This is a genomic window from Providencia xihuensis (assembly GCF_041953405.1).
GTDB lineage: Bacteria > Pseudomonadota > Gammaproteobacteria > Enterobacterales > Enterobacteriaceae > Providencia > Providencia vermicola.
The window spans coordinates 3,998,230-4,022,837 of the sequence record NZ_CP169565.1; the positions used below are offsets into that span (position 1 = coordinate 3,998,230).

24 protein-coding genes and 1 pseudogene are annotated in these 24,608 nt (G+C 42.4%); 7 read left to right on the top strand and 18 right to left on the bottom strand.

Features of this window, described 5'->3' with window-relative positions; all coding sequences use genetic code 11:
- Nucleotides 1-2 precede the first annotated feature (2 nt).
- Nucleotides 3-689, top strand: coding sequence for a methionine ABC transporter permease (locus ACE2AL_RS18115; RefSeq protein WP_206083341.1), 687 nt, complete (start codon nt 3-5; stop codon nt 687-689).
- 64 nt (nt 690-753) lie between these two features.
- On the top strand, nt 754-1,578 hold the full coding sequence (locus tag ACE2AL_RS18120) for a MetQ/NlpA family ABC transporter substrate-binding protein (protein WP_206083340.1): 825 nt from the start codon (nt 754-756) through the stop codon (nt 1,576-1,578).
- A 62-nt stretch (nt 1,579-1,640) separates the two neighbouring features.
- On the opposite strand, the gene ACE2AL_RS18125 is transcribed toward ACE2AL_RS18120, so the two are convergent.
- From ACE2AL_RS18125 to ACE2AL_RS18170, 10 genes are all read right to left on the bottom strand, one after another.
- Entirely contained in the window at nt 1,641-2,177 is a 537-nt protein-coding gene (locus ACE2AL_RS18125; protein ID WP_206083339.1) for a fimbrial protein, read from the bottom strand.
- Nucleotides 2,178-2,190: 13 nt separating this feature from the next.
- A complete protein-coding gene (locus tag ACE2AL_RS18130) occupies nt 2,191-2,739 on the bottom strand; it encodes a fimbrial protein (RefSeq protein WP_241016807.1) in 549 nt (182 codons plus the stop codon).
- 12 nt (nt 2,740-2,751) lie between these two features.
- A complete protein-coding gene (locus ACE2AL_RS18135; RefSeq protein ID WP_206083338.1) occupies nt 2,752-3,285 on the bottom strand; it encodes a spore coat protein U domain-containing protein in 534 nt (177 codons plus the stop codon).
- A 12-nt stretch (nt 3,286-3,297) separates the two neighbouring features.
- Complete coding sequence (locus ACE2AL_RS18140) at nt 3,298-4,308, bottom strand: fimbrial protein (RefSeq protein WP_206083337.1); 1,011 nt, start codon at nt 4,306-4,308, stop codon at nt 3,298-3,300.
- Between the two features lie 10 nt (nt 4,309-4,318).
- Entirely contained in the window at nt 4,319-5,017 is a 699-nt protein-coding gene (locus tag ACE2AL_RS18145; protein WP_375083746.1) for a fimbrial chaperone, read from the bottom strand.
- Nucleotides 4,983-7,355, bottom strand: coding sequence for a PefC/AfrB family outer membrane usher protein (pefC, locus tag ACE2AL_RS18150; RefSeq protein WP_206083336.1), 2,373 nt, complete (start codon nt 7,353-7,355; stop codon nt 4,983-4,985). Before pefC ends, ACE2AL_RS18145 begins: the two co-directional genes overlap by 35 nt.
- A 68-nt stretch (nt 7,356-7,423) precedes the next feature.
- Nucleotides 7,424-7,942: a fimbrial protein gene (locus ACE2AL_RS18155; RefSeq protein WP_206083335.1), complete on the bottom strand. Its 519-nt coding sequence runs from the start codon at nt 7,940-7,942 to the stop codon at nt 7,424-7,426.
- 74 nt (nt 7,943-8,016) lie between these two features.
- Nucleotides 8,017-8,274 (bottom strand): helix-turn-helix domain-containing protein, encoded by a 258-nt coding sequence (locus tag ACE2AL_RS18160; protein ID WP_206083334.1) that lies wholly within the window; start codon nt 8,272-8,274, stop codon nt 8,017-8,019.
- Between the two features lie 676 nt (nt 8,275-8,950).
- A complete protein-coding gene (locus ACE2AL_RS18165) occupies nt 8,951-10,651 on the bottom strand; it encodes a lysophospholipid acyltransferase family protein (RefSeq protein ID WP_375084325.1) in 1,701 nt (566 codons plus the stop codon).
- Between the two features lie 98 nt (nt 10,652-10,749).
- The gene (locus tag ACE2AL_RS18170) at nt 10,750-11,481 is read right to left on the bottom strand and encodes an SDR family oxidoreductase (RefSeq protein ID WP_206083333.1); all 732 of its coding nucleotides are present in this window, start codon (nt 11,479-11,481) and stop codon (nt 10,750-10,752) included.
- 108 nt (nt 11,482-11,589) lie between these two features.
- On the opposite strand from ACE2AL_RS18170, the gene ACE2AL_RS18175 reads away from it, so the two are divergent.
- Nucleotides 11,590-12,411, top strand: a complete 822-nt coding sequence (locus ACE2AL_RS18175; protein WP_272573949.1) for a LysR family transcriptional regulator — start codon at nt 11,590-11,592, stop codon at nt 12,409-12,411.
- Between the two features lie 185 nt (nt 12,412-12,596).
- The gene (gene fdhF / locus ACE2AL_RS18180; protein ID WP_206083331.1) at nt 12,597-14,744 is read left to right on the top strand and encodes a formate dehydrogenase subunit alpha; all 2,148 of its coding nucleotides are present in this window, start codon (nt 12,597-12,599) and stop codon (nt 14,742-14,744) included.
- Nucleotides 14,745-15,027: 283 nt separating this feature from the next.
- Here the strand turns inward: fdhF and ACE2AL_RS18185 are convergent, their stop codons facing one another.
- Entirely contained in the window at nt 15,028-16,644 is a 1,617-nt protein-coding gene (locus tag ACE2AL_RS18185; protein WP_241016806.1) for a sigma 54-interacting transcriptional regulator, read from the bottom strand.
- Between the two features lie 398 nt (nt 16,645-17,042).
- On the opposite strand from ACE2AL_RS18185, the gene hydN reads away from it, so the two are divergent.
- Genes hydN through hybG form a run of 3 tightly spaced genes read left to right on the top strand, consistent with a single transcriptional unit; the run spans nt 17,043 to nt 18,237 of the window.
- Complete coding sequence (hydN, locus tag ACE2AL_RS18190; RefSeq protein WP_206083330.1) at nt 17,043-17,591, top strand: electron transport protein HydN; 549 nt, start codon at nt 17,043-17,045, stop codon at nt 17,589-17,591.
- 10 nt (nt 17,592-17,601) lie between these two features.
- On the top strand, nt 17,602-17,943 hold the full coding sequence (gene hypA / locus ACE2AL_RS18195; RefSeq protein ID WP_206083329.1) for a hydrogenase maturation nickel metallochaperone HypA: 342 nt from the start codon (nt 17,602-17,604) through the stop codon (nt 17,941-17,943).
- Nucleotides 17,944-17,964: 21 nt separating this feature from the next.
- Nucleotides 17,965-18,237, top strand: a complete 273-nt coding sequence (gene hybG / locus ACE2AL_RS18200; protein ID WP_206083328.1) for a hydrogenase maturation factor HybG — start codon at nt 17,965-17,967, stop codon at nt 18,235-18,237.
- Between the two features lie 58 nt (nt 18,238-18,295).
- On the opposite strand, the gene hycI is transcribed toward hybG, so the two are convergent.
- From hycI to hyfE, 7 genes and pseudogenes are all read right to left on the bottom strand, one after another.
- Nucleotides 18,296-18,748, bottom strand: a complete 453-nt coding sequence (gene hycI / locus ACE2AL_RS18205; RefSeq protein ID WP_241016816.1) for a hydrogenase maturation peptidase HycI — start codon at nt 18,746-18,748, stop codon at nt 18,296-18,298.
- Between the two features lie 180 nt (nt 18,749-18,928).
- Nucleotides 18,929-19,300 (bottom strand): annotated as a pseudogene (locus ACE2AL_RS18210) (formate hydrogenlyase maturation HycH family protein); the annotation flags it as partial.
- Nucleotides 19,293-20,075: an NADH-quinone oxidoreductase subunit B family protein gene (locus tag ACE2AL_RS18215; protein ID WP_206083326.1), complete on the bottom strand. Its 783-nt coding sequence runs from the start codon at nt 20,073-20,075 to the stop codon at nt 19,293-19,295. The pseudogene ACE2AL_RS18210 and the gene ACE2AL_RS18215, both read right to left, overlap by 8 nt.
- A complete protein-coding gene (hyfH, locus tag ACE2AL_RS18220; protein WP_206083325.1) occupies nt 20,075-20,623 on the bottom strand; it encodes a hydrogenase 4 subunit H in 549 nt (182 codons plus the stop codon). Before hyfH ends, ACE2AL_RS18215 begins: the two co-directional genes overlap by 1 nt.
- 14 nt (nt 20,624-20,637) lie before the next feature.
- Nucleotides 20,638-22,371 (bottom strand): NADH-quinone oxidoreductase subunit C, encoded by a 1,734-nt coding sequence (locus ACE2AL_RS18225; protein ID WP_206083324.1) that lies wholly within the window; start codon nt 22,369-22,371, stop codon nt 20,638-20,640.
- Nucleotide 22,372: 1 nt separating this feature from the next.
- Nucleotides 22,373-23,950 (bottom strand): hydrogenase 4 subunit F, encoded by a 1,578-nt coding sequence (locus tag ACE2AL_RS18230; RefSeq protein WP_206083323.1) that lies wholly within the window; start codon nt 23,948-23,950, stop codon nt 22,373-22,375.
- Nucleotides 23,951-23,954: 4 nt separating this feature from the next.
- Complete coding sequence (hyfE, locus tag ACE2AL_RS18235) at nt 23,955-24,605, bottom strand: hydrogenase 4 membrane subunit (protein ID WP_206083322.1); 651 nt, start codon at nt 24,603-24,605, stop codon at nt 23,955-23,957.
- Nucleotides 24,606-24,608: the final 3 nt, after the last annotated feature.

The following is a 24,608-nucleotide window of genomic DNA, read 5'->3' on the forward strand; positions in this document are numbered from 1 at the left end:
TCATGGATGATATACAGCATTGGGTTAGTGGCTATTTACCCTATTTAAAATTGCATGTTTTGGGCATTGAAACCCTCAATACGTTATATATGACATTGGTCTCTGGTGCGTTATCGGGCATGTTGGGAATTTTAATTGGTACTTTTTTATTTTTAACCGCACAAGAGGGTAAAAAAGAAAATATTGCGGTTTACCGTGTGCTTTCTTTTATTGTGAATATCTTCCGTGCTGTGCCGTTTATTATTTTAATCATTTTATTATTCCCTGTAACCAAATGGATCGTTGGCACTATTTTAGGGGTTAACGCGGCACTTCCTGCCTTAGTGATTTCAGCGAGTGCTTTCTATGCAAGGTTAGTGGAAATTGCCTTACGCGAGGTCGATAAAGGGGTTATTGAAGCTAGCCAGTCTATGGGAGCAAAACTGCACACCTTGATTTTTAATGTATTGATACCCGAGTCTTCCCCTGCTTTGATTTCAGGCTTAACGGTTACGCTGATTTCATTAGTGGGAGGCACCGCGGTTGCTGGTGCAATTGGTGCGGGCGGGTTAGGAAATTTGGCCTATTTAGAAGGATTCCAACGCAGCCATATGGATGTCGTTTGGGTCGCTACATTAGTGATTTTAGCCATTGTTTTATGTATTCAAGTGATAGGAGACACCCTAGTTCGGTGGATTGATAAACGTTAATAACATCAACCTAGGTCAACGAATTATTAATTTTATCTACACTCAGCTAATTAGGAATAACAGTATGAAATTATCATTATTAACACGTTTTGGGGCATTATTAATTACCAGTTTAGCACTAACTGCTTGCCAGCCAGACCAACAAGAAAAAAGCAATAAATTAACAATTGGAGCATCTTCAACCCCCCATGCGGAAATATTAGAGTTCGTTAAACCACAGCTCGAAAAAGACGGAATTAATTTAGATATCCGTGTATTTAATGATTACATTATTCCGAACCAAGCATTAGCTGACAAAGAATTAGATGCGAACTTTTTCCAGCATGTTCCATATTTAAATAAAACATTGGCAGACCACCCAGATTGGAAACTCGTGTCTGTTGGCGCAGTGCATATGCACCCATACCGCTTTTTTTCGCAAAAACACAAGAGCCTGCAAGACTTACCCAATGGAGCAAAAGTACTGAGCAGCAACAATATTTCCCAACACGGTCATATTCTAAAATTGTACCAAGACGAAGGTTTAATTAAATTACGCAGTGATATTGACCCTGATGATGCAACCATTGACGATATTGTTGAAAACCCACGTAACTTACAGTTTTTATTTACTTATGATGCACCATTAATGCCGCAAATTTATAAAAATGGCGAGGCCGATGTTGCCTCTATTGATAGCCATTTTGCGATTAATGCCGGTTTAGATTTAACGAAAGACGTCATTTATAGCGAACCTGCAGCTAACAGTAAATTTGCCAATGTGGTAGTGACGCGTGAGGATAACCAAAATGACCCGCGAATTACGAAACTGATGGCTGCACTGAAAAGCGATGAAACGAAGAAATTTATTTTAGATAATTATAAGGGTGAGGCGGTACCAGTTCCTTAATTTTCCTACTCTAATGATTAAGTTGAATGAAATATTTTAGTTAAACTTCATTCAACTTAATCTTACTTATAAAGCATATCGATGATTACACTACTCTTCATCACTCCTTTTTCAATACTCTGAGCCTGAGCATAAGGTTTTGCATAAAAGCTAATATCAAACTGATTATTGTTATTCGCACTAAATCGCGTATTCGTCCCTGATAAATCAATGGGGGTGGCATCTAACCAAGATAAATAAATACCAACACCCGATAAGTTTGTTTTTAGTTCACCACCCGTCCCATTATTAAGGGCACCTTGGCTACCTGGGCGAAACTTAATATCGATATGACTGGGCTTAAAGCCACTTTTCTGGCAATCAACAATAAACTGCGTCTTTACCGCAGGTTGCTTTCCTGCCAATAAATCACCTTCATTAATGACTTTAAAATCAACGATTTTGTTAAACCCCTTTCCATCATTAATGTCGCAGGTAATATTCACGATATCGAGCGAAATCTTTAATATTGTATCGGGTAACACTTCATCAGAAAAAACGTAATGTGAATAGCCAATCAGAATAGTGGCAATTAAAGAAGCTGATATCTTTTTATTCATATTATTATCCACATTAAATATATTTAATCTTAATTGTAATATGTGTATTCCCACTGCCTAAATTGATAGACTGCCCTCCAAGCGGTAGTACAACAGGCTTTACTTTGATTTTTATCTTCATCAAAGACGCGCCTATTTTTTTAAAAAAGAGCTCTTGCCCCATAGGAACCCCCGAGCCAACAGTACCGACTTGGTCATCTTCCCATGAAACAAGGTAACCCAATGTCGTATTTTTTGAGCCAATATATCCCGAGGAAGCCATTGTTAAATGGGGGTTTGCTGGCTCAAACCGTATTGATATTCGCTGCGGCTTAATCGTTCCTGAGCAATCTAATGAAAGTATCGAATGCCCTTCAATTTCACCCGATAAAATCGTTGCAGCATCGAGAGATCCAAAACTCACATCATCTACAGTTGCAGGTAAACAAGTCGCTATTCTCACATTCATACTAAACTGCGATTGAATTGCTTCACCAACAATCGATGTTTGCTTTGGCACTTCACCATAACTTGGTAGCGCACTAAGTATGAAGAAACCAGCAAGCAAAATAGACCTGAACATAGTTGCCCTTAACTAATTAAATGTCAGCTTAATATTCAAAGCCGTATTTGCCGCCCCTGGAGAAACAACATCGCCCAATGCGATAGGCTTTACTTTAATTGGCACACTGAAACTTGCCGCAGTGGGCTTAGTGGTTGGCGTAATCACAGTGCCATTAATCGCTAATGCGGTATCGACTGGCTTAACCGTAGAACTTCCCCATTTTAATTGATATCCAACCGTTGAATTTCCTTTTGTATTCATTATTCCATTAGCCACATCTTTCACGCCATCAGCGGCCGTAAACGCTAACGTATAATTTGCGAGCGTTGTATCGCAGGTCACTGTTAATGTCATTACTTTATCTGCCACAGTTCCCTTCTTGATATCCCCCGCCGCTTGGTCACCAAAAGCCACATCAGCAACACTAGCACTACAAGATGCTTTTACGGTCATACTTAAATTTGATGTTACGGTACCGCCAGTCACATTAGAGGCAAAACTGGTCGCGTTAGCAGAAACAGAAAATAGAAAGCCAAGAGAAATAAATAACGTTTTCTTTATCATGATTCACTCCTTTTAATTTAATTTCACATTAATCGTTAATGCGGTGTTCGCTAACCCAGGAATAGGCTGTGTTGATAAAGCAACAGGCTTTACCGTCACTGGGATCGTAAAGTTATTGGTTGTGGGTTTTGAATTAGGGGTAATTGCCGTGCCATTGATCACCACCGCACTATTAACTGGCTTCACAGTGTTATTTCCCCACGTAAATTGATAACCAACCGAACTATTCCCTTTTACATTAATAATGCCTGTCGTTGCGTTGTTTACGCCGTCTCTACCTGAAAAACTTAAAGTATATGCAGGAAGTACTGCATTACAGGTAAATGCAATATTGATTGTTTTAGCGGCAATCGAATTCGCTCTTACTGAACTCGCTGTTTGCACTCCAAAAGCCACATCGTTGACAGAAACTGCACAGGAGGCATTGTTTATCAGTGTCATCGATGTTGGTGCACTAAAAGCCACGGTTTCTTTTTGTAATGTCCGGCTGTTTTCACCAATTCGTGAATAAAAATTTCGGGTTAACATATATGTCGGGTTAACGGTTGTTTTTCCTGGGGGTGGCTTCTTTTGTAAATAGACAACACCAGAGTCTGTACTGCCACCTGGCCCAGCTAAGTTGGTATAGCCTGTTCCACTTGTTTTATAATCCGCCAGTAATAACCAAACCGTATTTCCACAACTTCCAGTTGAACGAAATCTTAAATAACCATCCGCCGAGTTTTTATCTACAGTTCCATAAGAACAGTCATTAGGAGAGGCTCCAAATTTATCAACGATATAAATAAAGTTGCCTGTTGTATTGCCTGCTCCACTTGATGCTCGTAGACATTGCCCTGCAAACGTAATTGGCGCCCCAGGGTTCCCAAAAGAATAGAGTTGGTCACCGACTTTTTTGTTCGTAACATCAATTTGCGCTGGAAAGTTATATTTCAACGATAAGCTTCGACACCTTGCCGCAGAGGCATCGAGTGAAAAAAGCAAAATCATTAATGCGATGAAATAATAAGACTTTTTATTCATGCTAATGTCCTTAACGAAGCTCAATAACACGCCTAGCACCGTAATCATCAATGGCCTCAACCGTGACTTTCCCAGATAACGATTGCTGTAAATTCACTTCACTGAAAGGGGGAAATAAACTCATTGATTGCTCAATTTCTTTTGATAAAGCCAATGGACGACCATTCACAAACACCTGAGTCAATGCAAAATAATAGGGTGTTGGGTTTTTCAACACAGATCCTGAATACGTGAGGTTTTTCTCTGCATCTTCACGGGCCTCAGCGAGTACTTTGGGGCGATAAATCAGTTTCACTTGCGTATTCAAAGCAACAGCGAGGACGTTACCTTCATCAGCAGAAGCAATAGGGGGGATTTCCTGAACATTTAACCAAAACAAAGACTCTTTATCTTTAGGTAAAATATCATTCACATAAAGTAAGCGGATTAACTGTTTTTCTTCACCCGCAATTTTAAACAAATTAGGTGCAGGTATAAAAAAAACATCATTGCCACTTAAATTATCAACCCAAACCTGACCGCCATAGGTTTTATCGCTATTATTTTTTACTTCAATAGCAATATTTTTACGCCCCTCATCATAGATAAACCGAGTCCCATTCAAAGTAAATGCAGAATAAGCATTTGCGCAGGTAAACAACGATATCAATATAATAAAATGCGATGCTATTTTATTAATTACATTCGACTTCCATAATTTTATTTTCATTTGATTCTATATTTTCCAAATTTAATGTACATACCTCATTATCTGAGGAAGAAATAAAAATCTTTTTCGGTTTGTTAAGTAAGTTTAAAAGTAACACTCCACCATTAGAAACAAACCCGACATATTCATTACTTTCTGTTCTTGCCGAACTACCCGCTGAAACAAATTGACCGTCTGATTTTTTCAGCCTTAATATATATCTATAAATCGTTGAGAATTTAAACTCACGATAAATAATCGCCTTATCAGTTGGCACAAACCCCTGTACTGAATCCAGCAACTCTATGTCATTAGGAACTTCTTCTGTATTGATTTTTAAATTATTTTCAACGTAAGGTGATACCCCAATGACCGTATTACCATTTCTATCCGTAGGGGGGGAGTCATTAAAGGTAATATTTTTAATATTGCTAATATTCGCAATGGCGACCGTATCGCGCCGAACATTACTCAACAATAATCCCGTTTGCTGGGTTGCAAGTAAGCTTCCTGATGCATTTATTGAGCCTGTTGTTTTATTCTCATTTTTCGAAATTGCGAACCCCGTATTAACAATATCTTGATTAACCCCGAAATAAGCAGAATTAGACCAACTTTCGCGGTCTTTATTTGTATTTACGCTATAGTTGATTTTTTCATTAATATTACCTGCAACACCTGAGTTAAAACTCGATTTATTTCTACGGTCATAATTCACCGAGTTTGTCCAATAATGATTCTTATCAAATAAACTAAATGGAATATTCACACCAACAGATAAAACATAGTTATCACGGTCATAATCATTTAACTTTTGGTAATCTGCCGATACAGATAAATCCACACCTTTCAAAGTTGTGTTGTAGGTAATATTCGCACCGACTTCATTATGTATTTGGCTACGATATGTTTGAACCCAACCTGAAACACTGACAAAACTATTATCAAAATTCTGCGATAAGATAGTTTCATAACGTTCTTTGCGATTACTTCGATGATATAACGCATTTGAATTAAACTCATTAAAATCAACATAGTCCTTACCTGTATAACGGTAAGCTAATAACTGTAAATTCGTATTATTAGACAATGAGTTAGCGTATTTAAGCATATAACTAATCCCAGATTGCCGAGATTCTGACATAGTTGGAGTTTGCTTTTGAAACGTACTCACGGCTGTATTTAAATTAAATGAGATCGCACCAAATTGCCCTAAGTCTTTACTCGCACCTAATCCTGCACTTTTATAATCATTATGCAAAATACCTGCGGTATGAAAGGTAAAGTGAGTGAGTCCATAATCGAATGCACCAAGAAAAAACAAACGGTTTTCTCGCTTTCCCGTAACCTCTCTTTCTCCTACTGCGACGTTATAATTAATTTCATTGGCACGCAGTAAAGATGGAAGCGTTGCAACAGGGTAATAACGAACTGTTTTTGTTCCGTTATTTTCTTCAACTGTCACCGTAATATCACCATTACTCACTGGTGATATATCTTTTAACTGATAGGCACCCGCAGGAACCACTTGTGAGCTTAAAATATACCCATTTTGCGATATGGTAATTTTCGCATTCGAATTAACAACGCCAGAAATAATAGGAGCATAGCCTCGCATTTCCCAAGGACGCATATCTCTTTCAGAGCGTAAAGACAAACCATAAAAAACAAAATTAGGTAAAATAGATAAAGATGTTAACGTCTTACCGACAATAAAACTGCCTTGTATTGGCTTAATTGCAGTAGATATAGTGGCTTCAGACGTTTCAGTTCCTGAATCATTAAGGTAACTACTACGGACATAGGCCACCCATCGGCCAATGTTAGAATATAAATCAAAATCACCATAAACTTGAGTTTTTTCAGAAGACGTTTTTGATATATATCCTGAATAATTCACCTTAATGCCTGGAATGCCATAATCCCATTCTTGCTGATTTTTAGTCTCATCCAAAGCAATTTGAGGTACACTAAAAGACAAAGTCTGCTTTGCGTTATCAAACAAAACTTCGGCGCCTGGGTACTGGCTAATCTTGTAGCAGTTTCTCGCCGCGTCAAAATTATTTGCAAGCAAAGTCAGGTTAATCGGTAATGATAACTCTGATATCCAGTCTGAGTTTAAGCATAAAACCTCTTTATCCTCTGGTAAAATAATGAGTTCTTTTCGATTAATAGAACGACGATTAAAAATGACTTCAACAATATAATGACCTGCAGGGTATTTAACACTTTCATCAAAAACGCTTGCAGCTTGCGGTTGAACTCCTCCATGTAAGAAGTCCATATTTAAATTTGCATCTGCGTAAAATGGACTTACTAACAGGGATAACATAAAAGCATTAATCGGTTTTAAACGCATTGATATTATCCATAGCTATTTGTAAGTTAAAATAAGGGTCAAAGACCCTTTTTATTTATTAATATTAATTACTTATATGCTACGGCATATGTTGCGCTTGAAATCACTGTACCTTCAGTCACAGTTTGACCTGTCGTCGCTAACATTCTTGCTTTGAACTTCATGTTTCCAATAGCATCAGTACCATTGCCAAAATCAACGGTTTGGCTGTTATACGTGACATCTTGGTTAGGCGTTGTCGAGTTGGTTGCTGTCAGTTGGATTGACACGCCATTAGCCGTCCCTTTCATGTTTGCAAGGCCTGAGTTAGTAAACCCTGCGCTCTGCCAACCCACTTGGCCGCTAGTTTTTTTCAAGCATTCATCAGTACGTGGGACTAAATCAAACTCAACATAATCACCATTTTTATCTGCAGTGGTCATTTGGCCTAGATCGATAGTTGATTTAACTAGCCCACCCACTTCTGTATCGATATCACAGGTTTCTGATGTCACTGCGCCAATGAACTGAACTTCACCGGTATTAGCAAAGGTATATCCACTGAATAGCGCGCCACTTACCATTAATGGTAATAATAATTTTTTCATTAAATAACTCTCCATATTTGTATGCATATTAATTTTTTAATTAATAATCAAACTACGAAATAAAAACTTAAACATTAAGAATTATCATTTAACTCATTAAATGATAAAAATTCTTCCCAAGATACATCTAGTATTTTCAATATGTCATTTAACATTGTAACGGTAATGTTTGTTATTCCATTCTCATACCGGGATACTTGCTGCTGACTCACATTCAACATAACACCTAAATCCTTCCCGGTTATGTCCATGCGTTTTCTTTTATTTCTAATAAAACATCCAATTTTTTTATTAAAAATATTTGGTCTTATAAAACTAGAGTGTTCATTCATTCCTACCCCCTATTTAATTATAAAATTCAAATATTCAACATAAGTAGGATTTCGCATAATATATTGGCACATGATATTAGAGTAAAAACGTTTGTGCCGATCGATAATATAATATTGATAGTTACCACCTATCGCAATAGATTATTTGATCGGAAATACCGATCATCTAAATAAATAAAACTCAATTAACTAACTGATAATAAACGGTTGCTTTATTTTTTGATAATATATTTAATGTTATATTTTTAATTTTTTAATTACAAAATTTAACATATAAATTGATATTTTAAATTGATTATGAAATATAATATTACATATAGTTACATTTATTTTTATATAGAAACATGAAAAATAAATAACATTAAAATAAAACCAAATAGCATTTAAATCATATTAACAAGGATAAAATGACAATATTTTCCAATGGAAAATTAAATATCAAAGGAATACCAAACTCATAACCCATTTTATGGGTAATGTAAAAATAAAAAAATTAACTTATTAAATGAGTATATTTTAGATAAGTAAAATGGAATAGTGATGCATTTGTTTCATAATGAAAACAAATTAAGCTGTTACACGAAAATGAATATTATTAGTGATTACCATTCTATTAAATGATAATCACTAATAAAAACTACAATTTACAAAAAAATAACAGTACCGAAATCAAAATTTATAAGTGCACCCCAACATATCGCTGATAACGTATTGGCTTTAGCTTGGTTAAATCCACCAACACCAAACCATCGATACAATCATTGAATGATGGGTCTGTACCAAAATCCATAAATTGCACGCCACCAGGCTCACATAGCTCAGTGTACTGCTTATAAAGTGTCGGGATAGAACAACCGATGTTATTTAATAAGCTTTTGAGTTTTACCAAGTCTTCTTGGTAATTATCACCAGTGAATTGCGCTAACACCTGCGGTAAAGAGGCTGGATAGGGCTTGTGGGATTGTGCCATTGACTGTTCAGCAGAAAAATATAAGCGGTAAAAAGTGATCAATAAATCACGCGCGGCGATAGGCATCGCCCCCGAAATGGAGACAGGGCCAAATAGATAACGGTATTGGGGGTATTTGGCTAAATAGGCCCCAATGCCTAACCACAAATAATCCAACCCACGTTTTCCCCAATATTTCGGCTGAATAAAACTACGGCCTAATTCAATACCTTGAGCAAGAATGGGAAGCATGCCTTCGTCATAGTGGAATAAGCTAGAGCTGTAGATCCCCGCTAACCCTTTGGTTTCAATTTGCTTTTCAGTGGGGATAAAACGATAAGCGCCAACGATATCGAGCTCATCGTCATCCCACAACACCAAGTGATAATAATCGTCATCATAGCTATCTAAATCACGGCGCTTGCCTGAACCTTCCCCTACCGCACGAAAAGAAATCTCACGAAGTCGCCCTAATTCACGCAATATGGGCGAGCGAACTTCTTGATGCCGTTGATAAAGGTAAATCGCTTTGCCATCTGGCGATGTCCCCAAACGCTCACAAGCCGCCAATGCTTTTTTCAGCTCAAGTCGGTCTTCAGGTAATGCAATTGCCGCTTCACTGCTAAACAGCCCTTCTTTTTCTTTTCCTAATAAATAGACATGGCGGCGAAAGCGTTCAGCCAATTCGTGGGCTTTCGTGTGGCCATCATACCAATGACTAAAAGGAATACGCCCCCCAACACGAATTTTGAGTTTTTTACCCCGTTGCTGAAACATTTCTCTGACTAACATCAACGTGGACAAAGGCTTGTAAACCAATGATGCAAAATAAAACAAATGGCTATTTCGCCCCTGAATATGCATTGGCACAATCGCAGCGCGCGCTTTCGCGGCTAAGCGTAAAAAACCCGTGCGCCAGTGATTATCGCGAATGCCTTTACTACTGAGCCGTGAAACCTCCCCCGCTGGAAATACAATTAGCGCCCCGCGGTTATCCAAGTGCTGTTGCATTGCTTCCACTTGCTGGCGATTGGTTCGGTTGTTGATATTATCAACGGTAATAAACAAGCTTTTTAGTGGTTCAATATAGTTAAGAAACTGGTTTGCAACAATTTTCACATCAGGGCGTACGGTTGCCACGGTTCGTAATAATGCTAGTCCATCTAACGAGCCTATTGGATGGTTTGCCACTAAAACAACAGGGCCTTCTGCGGGGATATTTTCCAAATCACCATCCGTTAATTCACAGCGAATATTGAAATGCTCAATGACTTGTTCAATAAGATCCAACCCTTTCAAATAAGGGTAGTCTTGGGCAAATTGACTAAATTCTTTTTCGAAAAGGAGGCGTTTTAATACACTGCGTTTCCATCCAGGTGGGGCTTGATGTGGGTATATATCGTGGAGTAAGGCATCGACACTAAACATCATGTTATCTCCATCCGAGCTGAGTTACTGCGAACTTAAGTCAGATGCATGACAACATGATGGTAGTTTTATGACAAAGTGATGAAACAATGAACAGACTACGCCTGCTGGCGAGTTGCCGCTAAAACGATCTCACGGATACACACCGATTGTGGCTGTTGATAAGCAAAACGAATGGTATTGGCAACATCCTCTGCTGACAACACAAGTCCCCCCATCTCTTTTTTCCACTCTTGGTAACCTGATTTAATCCCTTCATCTGTGGTATGGCTAAGTAATTCTGTTTCAACCGCTCCCGGTGCAATGGTGATCACACGAACATTATGCGGGGCAAGCTCTTCGCGTAAATTTTCAGAAATACCGTGAACAGCAAATTTAGTGCCCACATACGCCACATGGTTTGGAAAGGTTTTTCGCCCTGCAACTGAACTGATATTAATAATCGTGCCACTTTTACGCGCAACCATGCCATCCGCAACTGCATGAATGCCATTCAACACGCCTTTAATATTCACCTCCACCATGATATCCCATTGATTTGGATCTTGATTAGTCATGTCACCTAAAAGCATAACACCTGCGTTATTGACTAAGCCATCAACTGGGCCAAACTGCGCCTCTGCTTCTTTAACGGCATTCACAAATGCGGTTCTATCCGTAACATCTATAGATTTACATAACGTATTAGGTAAATTTAATGCCAACATTGGCTCAATACGGCGTGCCAGTAATAAAAGTGCATGACCTTCATTGGATAACATTTTTGCCGTCGCAAGACCAATACCTGAGCTCGCGCCAGTAATCACCACTAATGATTTTACATTTTGCATATTGCGTCCATATAAATTTAATTGATGTCTAAAACCATGAGCAGACTATATTTCATCCGTAAGTTACATTAAAATGGTTTATTCTTCTCACAGACATCAAAAAAATCTATGGATTATCGCCAACTTCACGCCTTTATCGCCGTTTTCGAAGAACGCAATATCACCACGGCTGCACGACGGTTATTTCTCACACAGCCTGCGCTCTCAGCAACGATCAAAACGCTGGAAGATAACCTAGGCACTCAGCTGTTTAAGCGCTTACCAAGAGGCGTTGATGTCACTGAAGATGCACGAATTTTATACCCTCACGCACAACGCATGGTGGCTGAACTAGACACGCTGGCAAGCAGCTTTAAACGTGAAAAAAACCGCCAGCCTCTGCAAATTGGCATTGAAGAGGATATCGCTAATCAGCACATTTGCGCGTTCCTAAAACAAGTTCAAGACCCTGATTTTCATTTATTAATTGTCCTAGAGTCGGGTTGCAAAGGGGATATCCGTCTTGCTTGCGAAGAAATGCGCTGTGAAGATGAGCTGTTTATTCCACTCATTAGTGAGCCCTTTGTTTTAGCAATGTCACCAGAGCACTCTCTTGCAAGTAAAGACGTCATTCAACTCGCTGATTTACACGGATTGTGTTGGGTGATGTGCCCTGAGCTCACTTGGCATCAGCGTTTTTTACCGATTTACGGCGCGACGGCAAACTCCCCTTCTGCTCATGCCAGCACCTTTTCCCTCGCGCTTGGTCTAGTCGCGCTCAACTTAGGCGTAGCAATCGTGCCGCAATCCCTTGCCAGTGAACATGCCAATATTGTTTTTCACCCTTTGCCAACTCATGCACTTTCTCGGCGTATTGGCGTATGTTATGCCATCCAATCATTATCTTCCCCTGCGGTAGAGCAGCTTATCAACCATTTAGCTCGTCAATAGCCGTCGACACTTTTGACGATCACAGAGTTCGCCAAACGCTACAAGATGATGCTAGACAAATCAAAAACAATAAATTCAATCAGTTAGATAACAATAAATTTACCTTAAAAATTGGCATAAACCCTGCATTAGCTTAAGTGTTAAGGCGGCAATGACCGCTACATAAAAACACAGGAGCAATGTTGATGGAAAAAGTCATCACCGTCTGCCCGTATTGCGCCTCAGGCTGTAAAATATACCTGAAGGTGGAAAACGGGAAGATCATCGGCGCAGAGGGCGCAAATGGTCACACCAATGAAGGGGAGCTCTGCCTAAAAGGTTATTATGGCTGGGACTTCATTCACGATACGAAAATCTTAACGCCTCGCTTAAAAAATCCGATGATCCGTCGTGAGCGTGGTGGCAAACTTGAAGTGGTTTCATGGGAAGAAGCCATTGAATTTGCCAGTTCTCGATTACTGGCAATCAAAGAAAAATACGGCCCTAAAGCCATCATGACGACAGGTTCATCCCGCGGTCCAGGGAATGAAGCCAACTTTGTGATGCAGAAATTTGTTCGAGCGGCAGTCGGTAGCAATAATATCGACTGCTGCGCACGTGTCTGACACGGCCCTTCGGTTGCAGGTCTGCAGCGTTCGGTCGGTAATGGCGCAATGAGCAACTCAATTGTTGAAATTGAGGATACCAAATGTATTTTTGTCTTCGGTTACAATGCCGCGGACTCACACCCTATTGTCGCTCGCCGAATTTTAAAAGCGAAAGAAAAAGGGGCTCAAATTATTGTTTGCGATCCGCGTTATATTGAAACTGCGCGCATTGCAGATATTCACTTACCTTTGAAAAACGGGTCAAACATTGCGTTACTGAATGCGTTTGCCCACGTGATCATCGAAGAAAATCTGTATGACAAAGCGTTTATTGATGCACATACTGAAAAATTCGATGAATATCGTACCTTAGTCGCACCTTATACTCCTGAATCAGTGGAAGAAACGACGGGTATCAAAGCAGAAGACATTCGCAAAACGGCTCGCATGTACGCCAAAGCAGAAAGCGCGACAATTTTGTGGGGCATGGGTGTCACCCAATTCTATCAAGGTGTTGAAACCGTTCAATCCCTTACTAGCCTTGCGCTATTAACAGGGAATTTAGGTAAACCACATGTTGGTGTTGGCCCTGTTCGTGGTCAAAATAACGTGCAAGGTGCCTGCGATATGGGGGCACTACCAAATACTCTGCCAGGCTATCAATATGTGTCGGATACCGCTGCACTGGAAAAATTTGCCAAATTCTGGGGGATTGAAAGCATGCCTGCAGAAAACGGTATTCCACTTAGTGAAGTGCCACACTTTATTGATGAGGGCGTATTAAAAGCCCACTATGTGATGGGGGAAGACCCACTACAAACAGAGCCAGACCTTGCCACTATCCGCCGTACCTTCGATAAGCTCGAGCTGTTGATTGTCCAAGACATCTTCATGACCAAAACTGCGTCGATTGCCGATGTGATTTTCCCTGCCACCTCTTGGGGGGAACATGAAGGGGTATATACCGCCGCTGACCGTGGTTTCCAACGCTTCTATAAAGCAGTTGAGCCTGTCGGCGACGTGAAAACAGACTGGGAAATCATCAGCCTAATGTCAACGGCCATGGGCTACCCAATGCACTACAACAACACCAAAGAAATTTGGGATGAGTTACGTGAATTGTGCCCGATTTACTATGGCGCGACCTATGAAAAAATGGCGGACTTAGCCTATATTCAATGGCCGTGTAAGACATTAGAAAGCCCTGGCACGGAGTATTTGTACGAAGGTGGTCAATTCGACACGCCAAATGGCAAAGGCCAATTCTTTACCTGCGACTGGCGTCCACCGATTGATCAAGTCAGCACGGAATACCCAATGGTGTTAGCTACAGTGCGTGAGGTGGGTCACTACTCCTGTCGCTCAATGACGGGGAACTGTAAAGCGTTGGCAGCATTAGCGGATGAACCTGGTTTTGTGCAAATCAATACCGCAGATGCAAAAGCGTTAGGGATAAAAGATCAGGAACTGGTTTGGGTGGCATCACGCCAAGGCAAAGTCATTACTAGAGCCAATATCAGTGACCGACCCAATAAAGGCGCGGTATATATGACTTATCAGTGGTGGATTGGTGCCTGTAATGAGCTCGTGGCAGAAAACCTCAGTCCAATCACCAAGACCCCTGAATATAAGTACTGTGCAGTGCGAGTTGAACCGATTGCGGATCAACAAAAAGCCGAGTACTTCGTTGTTCAGGAATACACTGGAATTAAACGTCGTTTACGCGAGGCCGCAGAAGGCCTTTAATTTGCGTTAAACAATCAATTAAGCCAATGGTTTCAATCAAACCATTGGCTTTTTTATTTAATTAATTAATAATGAATATATTAATAAAATATTGGTAATTTGTTATTCAGTCTGATTTCAAAAAAATTAAATTATATTTGAATAAATTTAATCACAGTAGTGACTTTCAAATATAAATAATAATTAATTTCATTAAGGAAATTATTATTTATTTTCATATGACTACCAATTATACAAAAATAACAATAACCAGCCTGATAAATATAATCAAAAAAATAAAGAATTAGAATAAATCTTGAACCGAGATCCCTAACCGCTGCATACGTGATAATAATGTGGTGCGTTTTAACCCTAAGCGAGTTGCCGCCCCCCTCGCCCCAGCGACCACACCGTTTGTTGCCCGTAACGCCGCAATAATTCGATCCCTTTCTTCATCATCACTTTCGGGGGCAGCTGTTTGCATGCGTTTTTCTATAGCGCTTGGTTTTTCAAAAGCATTTTTAAGGCGTGAAGGCTTTGGGATACTGAGTTCATGCAGTTGTAAATTCAAGGTATTTCCGCGGGTTAAAATCACTGCCCGCTCAATGACATTTTCCAACTCACGGACATTACCAGGCCATGGATACAACGATAGCTGCGCTAGTGCATCACGGGGGATACACTCAATTTTACGGTTCATACGCTGCGCAATTTTTTGCGTAAAATGGGTGGCAAGTAGTGGAATATCTTCAGGCCTTTCACGTAGCGGAGGAATCATAATCGGAAACACATTCAGCCGATAATACAGATCTTCGCGGAACTCACGCTCATCCGTCATGCCCTTTAAATCACGGTTAGTTGCCGCAATTAAGCGCACATCCACAGGAATGACTTTGTTACCACCAATACGTTCTATTTCACGTTCTTGCAGCACGCGAAGTAATTTTGGTTGCAATTCCAATGGCATATCGCCGATTTCATCTAAAAAAAGCGTGCTTTTATCCGCCATTTCAAAGCGGCCAATGTGCGTTGTCGTTGCCCCAGTAAACGCACCTTTGTCATGACCAAATAAGTCACTTTCCAACAAGCCTGAAGGGATAGCGGCACAATTCATTTTAATAATTGCACGGCGATGCCGGTCACTTAGCCTGTGAATAGCGCGAGCAATTAGCTCTTTGCCTGTCCCTGTTTCCCCTAAAATCAATACGGTACTGTCGCTGCGTGCCACTAAATCCACTTGTTCGAGCACATTACGCATGGCTGCACTTTGGAAAATAATTTCACTAAAGCTTTCATTGCCGTGAATTTGCTCATTCAGCCAGAGATTTTCATTTTTTAGGCTATCTTTTAAACGTGTAATTTCACCATATGCCGCTGCATTATCCACTGCAATCGCAAAACGCGCCGCAATCTGCTTGAGTAAATTGCAGTTATCGTCGGTGAAAATGCGGGTATCTTCATGGGATAATACCAAAACACCAAGGGGTTTATGGTTAAATGCTAACGGCAATAATAATGTTTCCGTCATCCCTTGAGCACACAGGTGCTGATACAGCGGGTCTTGGGTAGATTGGTCAAGAGTCAACCGCATAGATTGGTTATTTTCAAGTACTTGGGTTAAATCAGGATGTAATTCGTTTAAATGATATTGGGTCTTTTCAACGGGTTTTCCGCGGCAATAATAGCTTGAATAACAAAGGTATACCGCTGAGCTATAATTATCACACAGGGCGATACTAATTTGGCTAATACCGAAAAAACGGTAAATTTCCCGAGACACTTCGGCAACTAATCCATCCATTTCTAAGTGTGATAAAACGGAATTAGTAATATCTACCAGTATTCGATATTGGTCGCGTTCATGGCGTATACGTTCATTGCTTTCAGAGATCCCCACAAATACCCCATTCTTTTTAATCATTTCCTTGAGATGTTATAAACACTCAAACTAATGGCCATTGATATAATTGAACATCAATACGACACCAAATAAGATTATTGTAATGACTCTAAAGAAAAATAATATCATTGACTGATTTAACTTTGATCCAATCCCCTATTTTTTTCTGCAAATTAAAATGTAATATATTTTTTTATATAGCGATTAAAATTAAACGTCGTCATTATTGTCGAATGACGTGTCGAATATATTTTTCTCCACAGATAAAACACCTCGTTATTTATTAATCCACTGATTTAACTGAATTTAATTATTCCATCAATTTGGCACGATCCATGCTTATAACTGAGTATCTAAATTGAAAACAATTACATCGGAACGTTGAATGTATTGTCTCATCTATCATTCAGGAGAGTAGGATGAACCGTTTCATCATTGCAGATCCAAAAAAATGCATTGGCTGCCATACCTGTGAAGTCGCGTGTGTGGTGTCCCACCAAGAACAAGAAACGGGGATCGCCACGGTCGTCAAAGATGAATTTTTCCCGCGTATTCATGTATTAAAAGGTTATACCGTCAGTACGGCGGTGGTATGCCGCCAATGTGAGGATGCCCCCTGTGCCAATGTGTGTCCAAATGGCGCGATTAGCCGTAAAGATGATTTTGTCTATGTGAACCAATCAAAATGTATTGGCTGTAAAACCTGTGTCATCGCCTGCCCTTACGGCACCATGGAAGTCATTAGCCGCCAAGTCGACCAGCAAGTGACCGCCCTCAATACCATTCCACAATACCGCGCTGAAGCCCATAAATGTGATTTGTGCCATACCCGCGAGGGCGGGCCTGCCTGCGTAGAAGTGTGTCCAACCGAAGCGTTAATGATTGTCGATAGAAACCGCATGGATGAAATCGTTAAAGAACGTCGACGCCGTGCTGCCTTTGAAATTCCCCCTGAAATCTTATTGTAAGGAGCGTGCCATGCATGAGGTCGCATTATGCCAAAATGCCTTTGAAATCATTGAGCAGCACGCTAAGCAAAACCATGCACAGCGCGTCACAGGGGTTTGGCTCGAATTAAGTGCGGTCTCTTGTGTTGAAGAATCTGCGGTGCATTTTTGTTTCGACATTATTTGCCGCAATACCCTTGCGCAAGGGGCTATGCTCCATGTGTCTACCGTGCCCGCACAGGCACAATGCCGCGATTGCCAACGTACCGTGCAAATTACCCAATTTGAAGCGGGTTGCCCACACTGTGGTAGCCGAAACTTGCACGTAGACAGCAGCAGTAGCATGCAGGTCAAACAGATTGAAGTTGAATAATATTCTATGTAGGAGTTTGTTATGTGTTTAGGCATCCCAGGGAAAGTGGTCAGCGTAGGCGAGTCCCCAATGGATACCGCCCAAGTTGAAGTCTGCGGCGTCAAACGCGATGTGAATATTGCGCTGGTGTGTGAAGGGGAAACTGCTGCAATGGTTGGCAAGTGGGTGCTTGTTCACGTGGGCTTTGCGATGAGCATCATTGATGAGCAAGAAGCCAACGATACGCTAGCCGCACTCATGGCGATGGAAGAAGTCGAGGAAGATGTAGGCTACTTTTTACGAGGTAATGCTTAAGCCGAGGACAAATCGCAGCGCCTCACCGCACTGCGACCCTCCCCCCCTTAGGGGCTGTTTATTCCCCTTCAAATAGGGTAAACCCACCTAACCCTTGCCACTGCGGCAGCGCGGCATACACTTGCTGCACAGCTGAAATCACTTTCTCGTTCATTGGCATATAAAAACCCACTAGATCGGGTTGAATACCTAAGAAAATAATCTCCTCAATATCCTCTTTTAATTGGTCGATTAAAAAATTGAGCGGCAAATTATGGGTACTCATAATAAACATTTCAGCGATATCATCGGGATCAATAATTCGTATTTCCCCTGGTGCTAAACCAATATCGGCGGCATCCACAATCAACAAGCGCTGGGGTTTTAATGCACGTACTTGGTGAGACACGCTTTCAGGGCTGCTCCCGCCGTTAATTGCCTGCCAGCCCTCAATGGGGTTGGCTTGCATTAAATCAAATAGCATCGGTCCTGCACCGTCGTCCCCCATCATGCTATTCCCCACCGCTAACATTAAGTTTTGCACTGGTGATTGATTTTGCGAAGACGATTGATTTTGCGAACGTAATGAATTCTTTGCAGAAGGTTCATCGTCGAATAACATCGAACTTTGTCGGGTTGTATGCCCCACGCCCTGCCGCTTCACAATCAAATAAATGGCGGGTTCCCGCTCAATTTCACCTAGCAGCTGAATCAGCGTTTCGCTCCACGCTTGGTAAGGGGACTGCGGGTCTTTGGCAAAACCATCTAATGCCAGCGCTAACATATTGGTATGGGTCGAGTCGATATTAATTTCACCAAAAGTGATTAAGCCTTGTAACTTACGACGAGCCTCACCCTCTGGTAAGGCTTGAACCCATGATTGATAACCCGCTAGCGGACAAACTAACTCCGTTTTTAGGCAATCAATCATCCCAACGTGATGACCAATCGCCAACGAGTAATACATCACTTGCTGGGCATCTTCTGGAATGTCATCGTCACTGTCGACAAACTTTTGGCGCAAAGACCAAAAAAAGACTTCGCCTTCCGTTGGCGAAGGGCTAGCCGAAGCTGGACTACTCATGAATGCCTCCTTGCTTCAACACAGTGACTAAACGGTTAACAATGTCACGCAGACGGGGGTCTTGTTCTTCGTTAAGCCACGCTTGTAGCGTACTTTGCACTTGGGCAGGGCTTGCGCCATCCAATAAGGATAAAAATCGATCACTAATTTCACGGCCTTGGTAATAACCCGCTTGGCGGCGTGCTTCACGTTCGATCATCACCCGAGTGGCTAATGGAATTGATGGCAATAAAAGTTCTACTCGTTCACCATCAGCTTCATGGTGGTCTTGCGCTGATAATTTTTGTTTCAGTAAACCCAGTGCCACGGCAAAGCCATAAATGGTCGCCGCAGGTGTTGGCGGGCAACCTGGGATCCACACATCGATTGGCACGATGTGCTCGCTACCGCCCCACACGCAATACAGATCATGAAAAATACCGCCGCCGCAACCGCACGCCCCATACGAGATACAAATTTTTGGGTCGGGGGCGGATTCATAAGCCCGCAGTGCTGGCATGCGCATGGCGCGAGTCACTGCGCCAGTAAATAGCAAAATATCCGCATGGCGCGGGGAGGCAACCACTTTTATCCCAAAGCGTTCTGCATCAAAAACTGGGGTAATGGCAGAGAAAATTTCGATTTCGCAGCCATTACAGCCACCACAGTCAACACGATACACATAGGCGGAGCGCTTGATGTCTTTGAGCAGCGTACTTTTCAGTTTAGCCACTTGCTCATCCAATTGGATAGGCTGGCTAACATGGTGATTAATAGGAATATCTGGCAGACTCATTATTTATCTCCCTCAATGTGCAAGCGGAAATTTTGGCGGCCATTGTTCAGCAAATTGTTTTTTTGTTTACAGGATGGACAGGTTTCATACATCGGGCGTAGCGCTTCAATACCGCTTTCTTCGATACCTGATGCCACCATTAACGCCATCGCGTAATCCACCGATTTTTTAGGGGCGAATGCTTCGCCACATTCGCGGCAATGTTGTAAGCGGAAAGTGCCTTTCATGTACAAATCAGCCTTGTTCATGACTGCTGTTTCAAATTCTTCCGTTAAATGGATAGCGCGAGTCGGGCATACCTCTTCACAACGGGCACAGTAGATGCAGCGCCCGAGGAATAACTGCCAACGACGCTCACCACTTGCTAAATCAGTTTCCATGGTTAATGCATTGGCGGGACAAGCCGAAATACAAGCCCCACAGGCAATACACTGCTGTGGGTCATACTCGGGTTTACCGCGAAATCCGTGTGCCACTTCGAGGGGCTTGAACGGGTATTTCACCGTTGCCGTTCCTGCATTTTGAAGGGTTTTAAACAGTTTAAACATAATATGCCCTCCGCCTATTTCATTATCGACGTTTTACGGTCGATGCTGTGCTGCTCAAGTTCTTTGTATGCCACTGTTTTCGCTTTACGTTTTTTCACGTCCACCAGCGTCACACGGTCGGTACAAGAGTAACAAGGGTCAAGACTACCGATGATCAGCGGCGCATCAGAAACGGTATTGCCCTGCAGCATATAGCGCAGCACTGGCCAGTTGGCATAGGTCGCCGCACGGCAACGCCAGCGATACAGTTTTTGGTTATCCCCTAACATGCTCCAGTGAACATCTTCCCCACGCGGCGCTTCGGTATAGCCCAACGCAAATTTATGTGGTTGATAGGTAAAGCCTTCTGTGAGGATTGGCCCTTCTGGCATATTATCCAGCGCGTATTCAATCATCGACAAGGAATCCAGTGTTTCTTTAATACGCACCATCACCCTTGAATACACATCGCAGCCATCAAGACTGAATAAGGTTTTTGGTAAGTTGCCATAATCGGCAAATGGGTGATCAAAGCGCACATCACGTTTAAAACCACTCGCGCGGATCATGGGCCCGACAGGGCTGTAGTCACGGGCAACTTGTGGCTCTAAGCGACCAACACCCACGGTACGCTGCTCCATATTTGGCGTGCTCAGTAGCATATCCACTAATTGAGTAACGTCGCGGCGCATTTCTTGTACCAATTGAATAGTTTTTACGCGCTGTTCTTTGAGAAAATCACGGCGAACACCACCAATCAGGTTAGTTCCGTAAGTTTTACGCGCCCCTGTCAGCAACTCCGCCATGGTCATGGATTTTTCACGCACACGGAAAAACTGCATAAACCCAGTGTCGAACCCTGTAAAGTGGCTCGCTAGGCCAATATTCAACAAGTGGCTGTGAAGACGCTCAACTTCTAAAAGGACACTGCGAATGGTGTGCGCACGTTGCGGCACGTAGATACCAAGGGCATTTTCTACGGATGAGGTATACGCCACACTGTGAGTAAAGCCGCAGATCCCGCAGACACGGTCAGATAAAAACGTCACTTCGTTATAGCCCATGCGAGTTTCCGCAAGTTTCTCCATCCCACGGTGCACATAGAACATACGGTAATCCGCATCGACAATACGCTCACCATCGACGAATAAACGAAAGTGACCAGGTTCATCAGAAGTAATATGCAATGGGCCGATTGGCACAACACGGCTTTGGGTTTTGCTGTCGTTAATAAACTCGTAGGTTTCAGTGTCTGTGGTTGGCGCAGGGCGCTGGCGATAGTCCATCGTGTCTTTGCGCAGCGGGTATAAATCTTCAGGCCAATCATCGGGCAGCACTAAGCGGCGCTCATCAGGCAAGCCAACAGGGCGCAGGCCGTACATATCACGGATTTCACGTTCTCCCCACACTGCAGCAGGGACACGCGGCGTTACAGACGGGAACTCTTGGGTGATTGGGCTAACAAAGGCTTTCACTGTCACCCAACATTTTTCCCCTTCTTCCATCGAGAGTGCGTAATACACCGCGAATTGGCCGTTAAGTGGGCGTTCATCATTGCCCCATAAAACAGGCAGCCAACCGCCACAGCCGTAGTAAAGAAACTCTACCACGTCAGGTAGCATATCCGTTTTTACGGTAATGGTGAGCTGATTAGCGGTTTGCCACTCTTCATCCAGTACCGCATGGGGAAATTTCTCGCGGACTTGTGCCAGATAGCCAACGCCTTTACGAACGCCTTGAAGGGTATCTGTATAGTTCTGATAGCTCACGTTATTTCTCCTGCACTGATGCGGTAGAGGCGCTAACACCCCACGGCCATTGATAATGTAATTGAGTAGATTCTGTTGGTGCTGTGCTATCGGTTAAGACAATGGTGGCTGCATTTTCAAGTAAGCGGCTTACAGGCTGCGGAATATGCGTTCCCATCACTAACATCAATACGATGAGAATAGCCATTGGTAAGGTAGTTAAAATACCCAGCTCACCACGGGACACGCAATCAGGTTGCGCGCCAAATAAGGTTTTCGAAATCATGCGTACTAACCCACCTAACACGATAGTGATCAATACTAAAACCAACAGTGTTAACCAAAAATGGTCAGCTGCGATCCCCGCAACCACAATCATAAATTCACTGAGGAAAATATTGAATGGCGGCATCCCGCCAAGGGCTAATGCGCCTCCCGCAAATACCACTGCCGTAAATGGCATGGTACGCAGTAGACCTTTCACCACGGTGATATCTCGCGTACCGTATTTCAATAGAACATTCCCAGAACCACAGAACAGCAAGGTTTTACCCAAACTATGGTTCAAGGTATGCAACAGCGCTGCTAACACGCCAAGTGGGCCACCAATACCTAACGCCACCGCAATCAACCCCATGTTTTCCACGCTGGAATAGGCCAGCAGGCGTTTCATATCTTTTTGCACTAAGATAAAAAATGCCGCAACCGCCACAGAGAGCAAACCAAACACTAGCAGTAGCGTTTGAGTGAATTCACCGCCGATCGCCGAGGTTACAATGATGTAATAGCGAATGATGATCAGCAGCGCGCAGTTAAGCAGTACCGCAGAAAGTAATGCAGACGTTGGGCTTGGTGCTTCACTGTGCGCATCGGGTAACCAAGCATGCATTGGGAATAGACCCGTTTTGGTACCAAAGCCAATTAGCACAAAAACAAAGGCTAAGTGCATTAAGGTTGGGTCGAGTAATTCAGTGTATTTCAGCACTTCGGTCCAGAAAATGGCCAGTTCAGGGTTTGGCATCACATTGACCGCATTCGCATACACTAAAATTGTCCCGAACAGACCAAATGCAACGCCTACGCTACAAATAATGATGTATTTCCACGCCGCTTCCAGTGAAGAACGCTGCCCGTAAATACCCACTAAGAATGCCGAACTAAGTGTGGTTGCCTCCACCGCTGCCCACATTAAAATCAAGTTATTACTGGTGATCACCAACAGCATGGTAAATAAGAACAAGTGGAAGAAACCATAGTAATTACATAATGTTCCTACACTAATTTCACCATCTGCCACTTCATGATTCATATAGCCGATGGAATACAAACCCGTTAAGAATCCGACAATACCTAAGATGGCGAGAAATAACCCTGCAAGGCTATCCAAATGGATCCAATTCCCTGCCATCAGTAAATCACCAACCTCATTGATGGTATTGACCATCCACAATGACAAAACCAACAGCGCCACAATGCCGACGATATGCACCAGTGTGACAACTGGCTTTGCACCGTTGCCCAGCAATCGGCACGCAAAGGCCAGCAGTGAAATAACCAGCGGCGTTGCCATTAATAATGTTAACAACATACTTTGACTCATCTCATCACCCCTTCAGCGCGGTCAGTTGATCCACGTTCAGTGTGTTGAGCGTGCGATAGATTTTACGCGCCAGTACCGCCATGATAATCACAGCGAAAATCGCATCAGTAGCAATACCGATTTCCACTAGCTCAGGCGCTTTATAAGCAAGTAAGGCCAAGGTTAGGTGAGAGCCGTTTTCCATCAAGCAGTAACCAAACGCCTGTTTAAGGATATTGCGCTGCGTCACGATGCACAGTAGGCCTAACATAAAGTGACCGAGGGAGACTGCCAACGCAGGTTTAAGCTCTGTGGCAATCGGCAATTTGATAGGCTCGACTACAAACCAGCACAACACCACAATCACTGCTGCCGCTAGCATTAACCACGCAGGGCTGATCACCCCACCGTTGGCTGACGGGTCAGACAGCTTGCGAAATGCATAACCTAAAATCACAGGAACTAAAATGACCTTGGTGATAAAAGCCGAACCTGCCCACATGGCTAATTCAGGCGCATTGAGGGTCTGGGACAAGGTGCCAAAAATCGCCACTAACACCAGCGATTGCAAGGCATAGAACCAGCACGAGGTCACCGGGCGCTTCGCCCCGATAACCAACAGCGAGGTGATCATCATCAATCCCGCTAAATTATTCACAATCATGGAACCAGTCATACT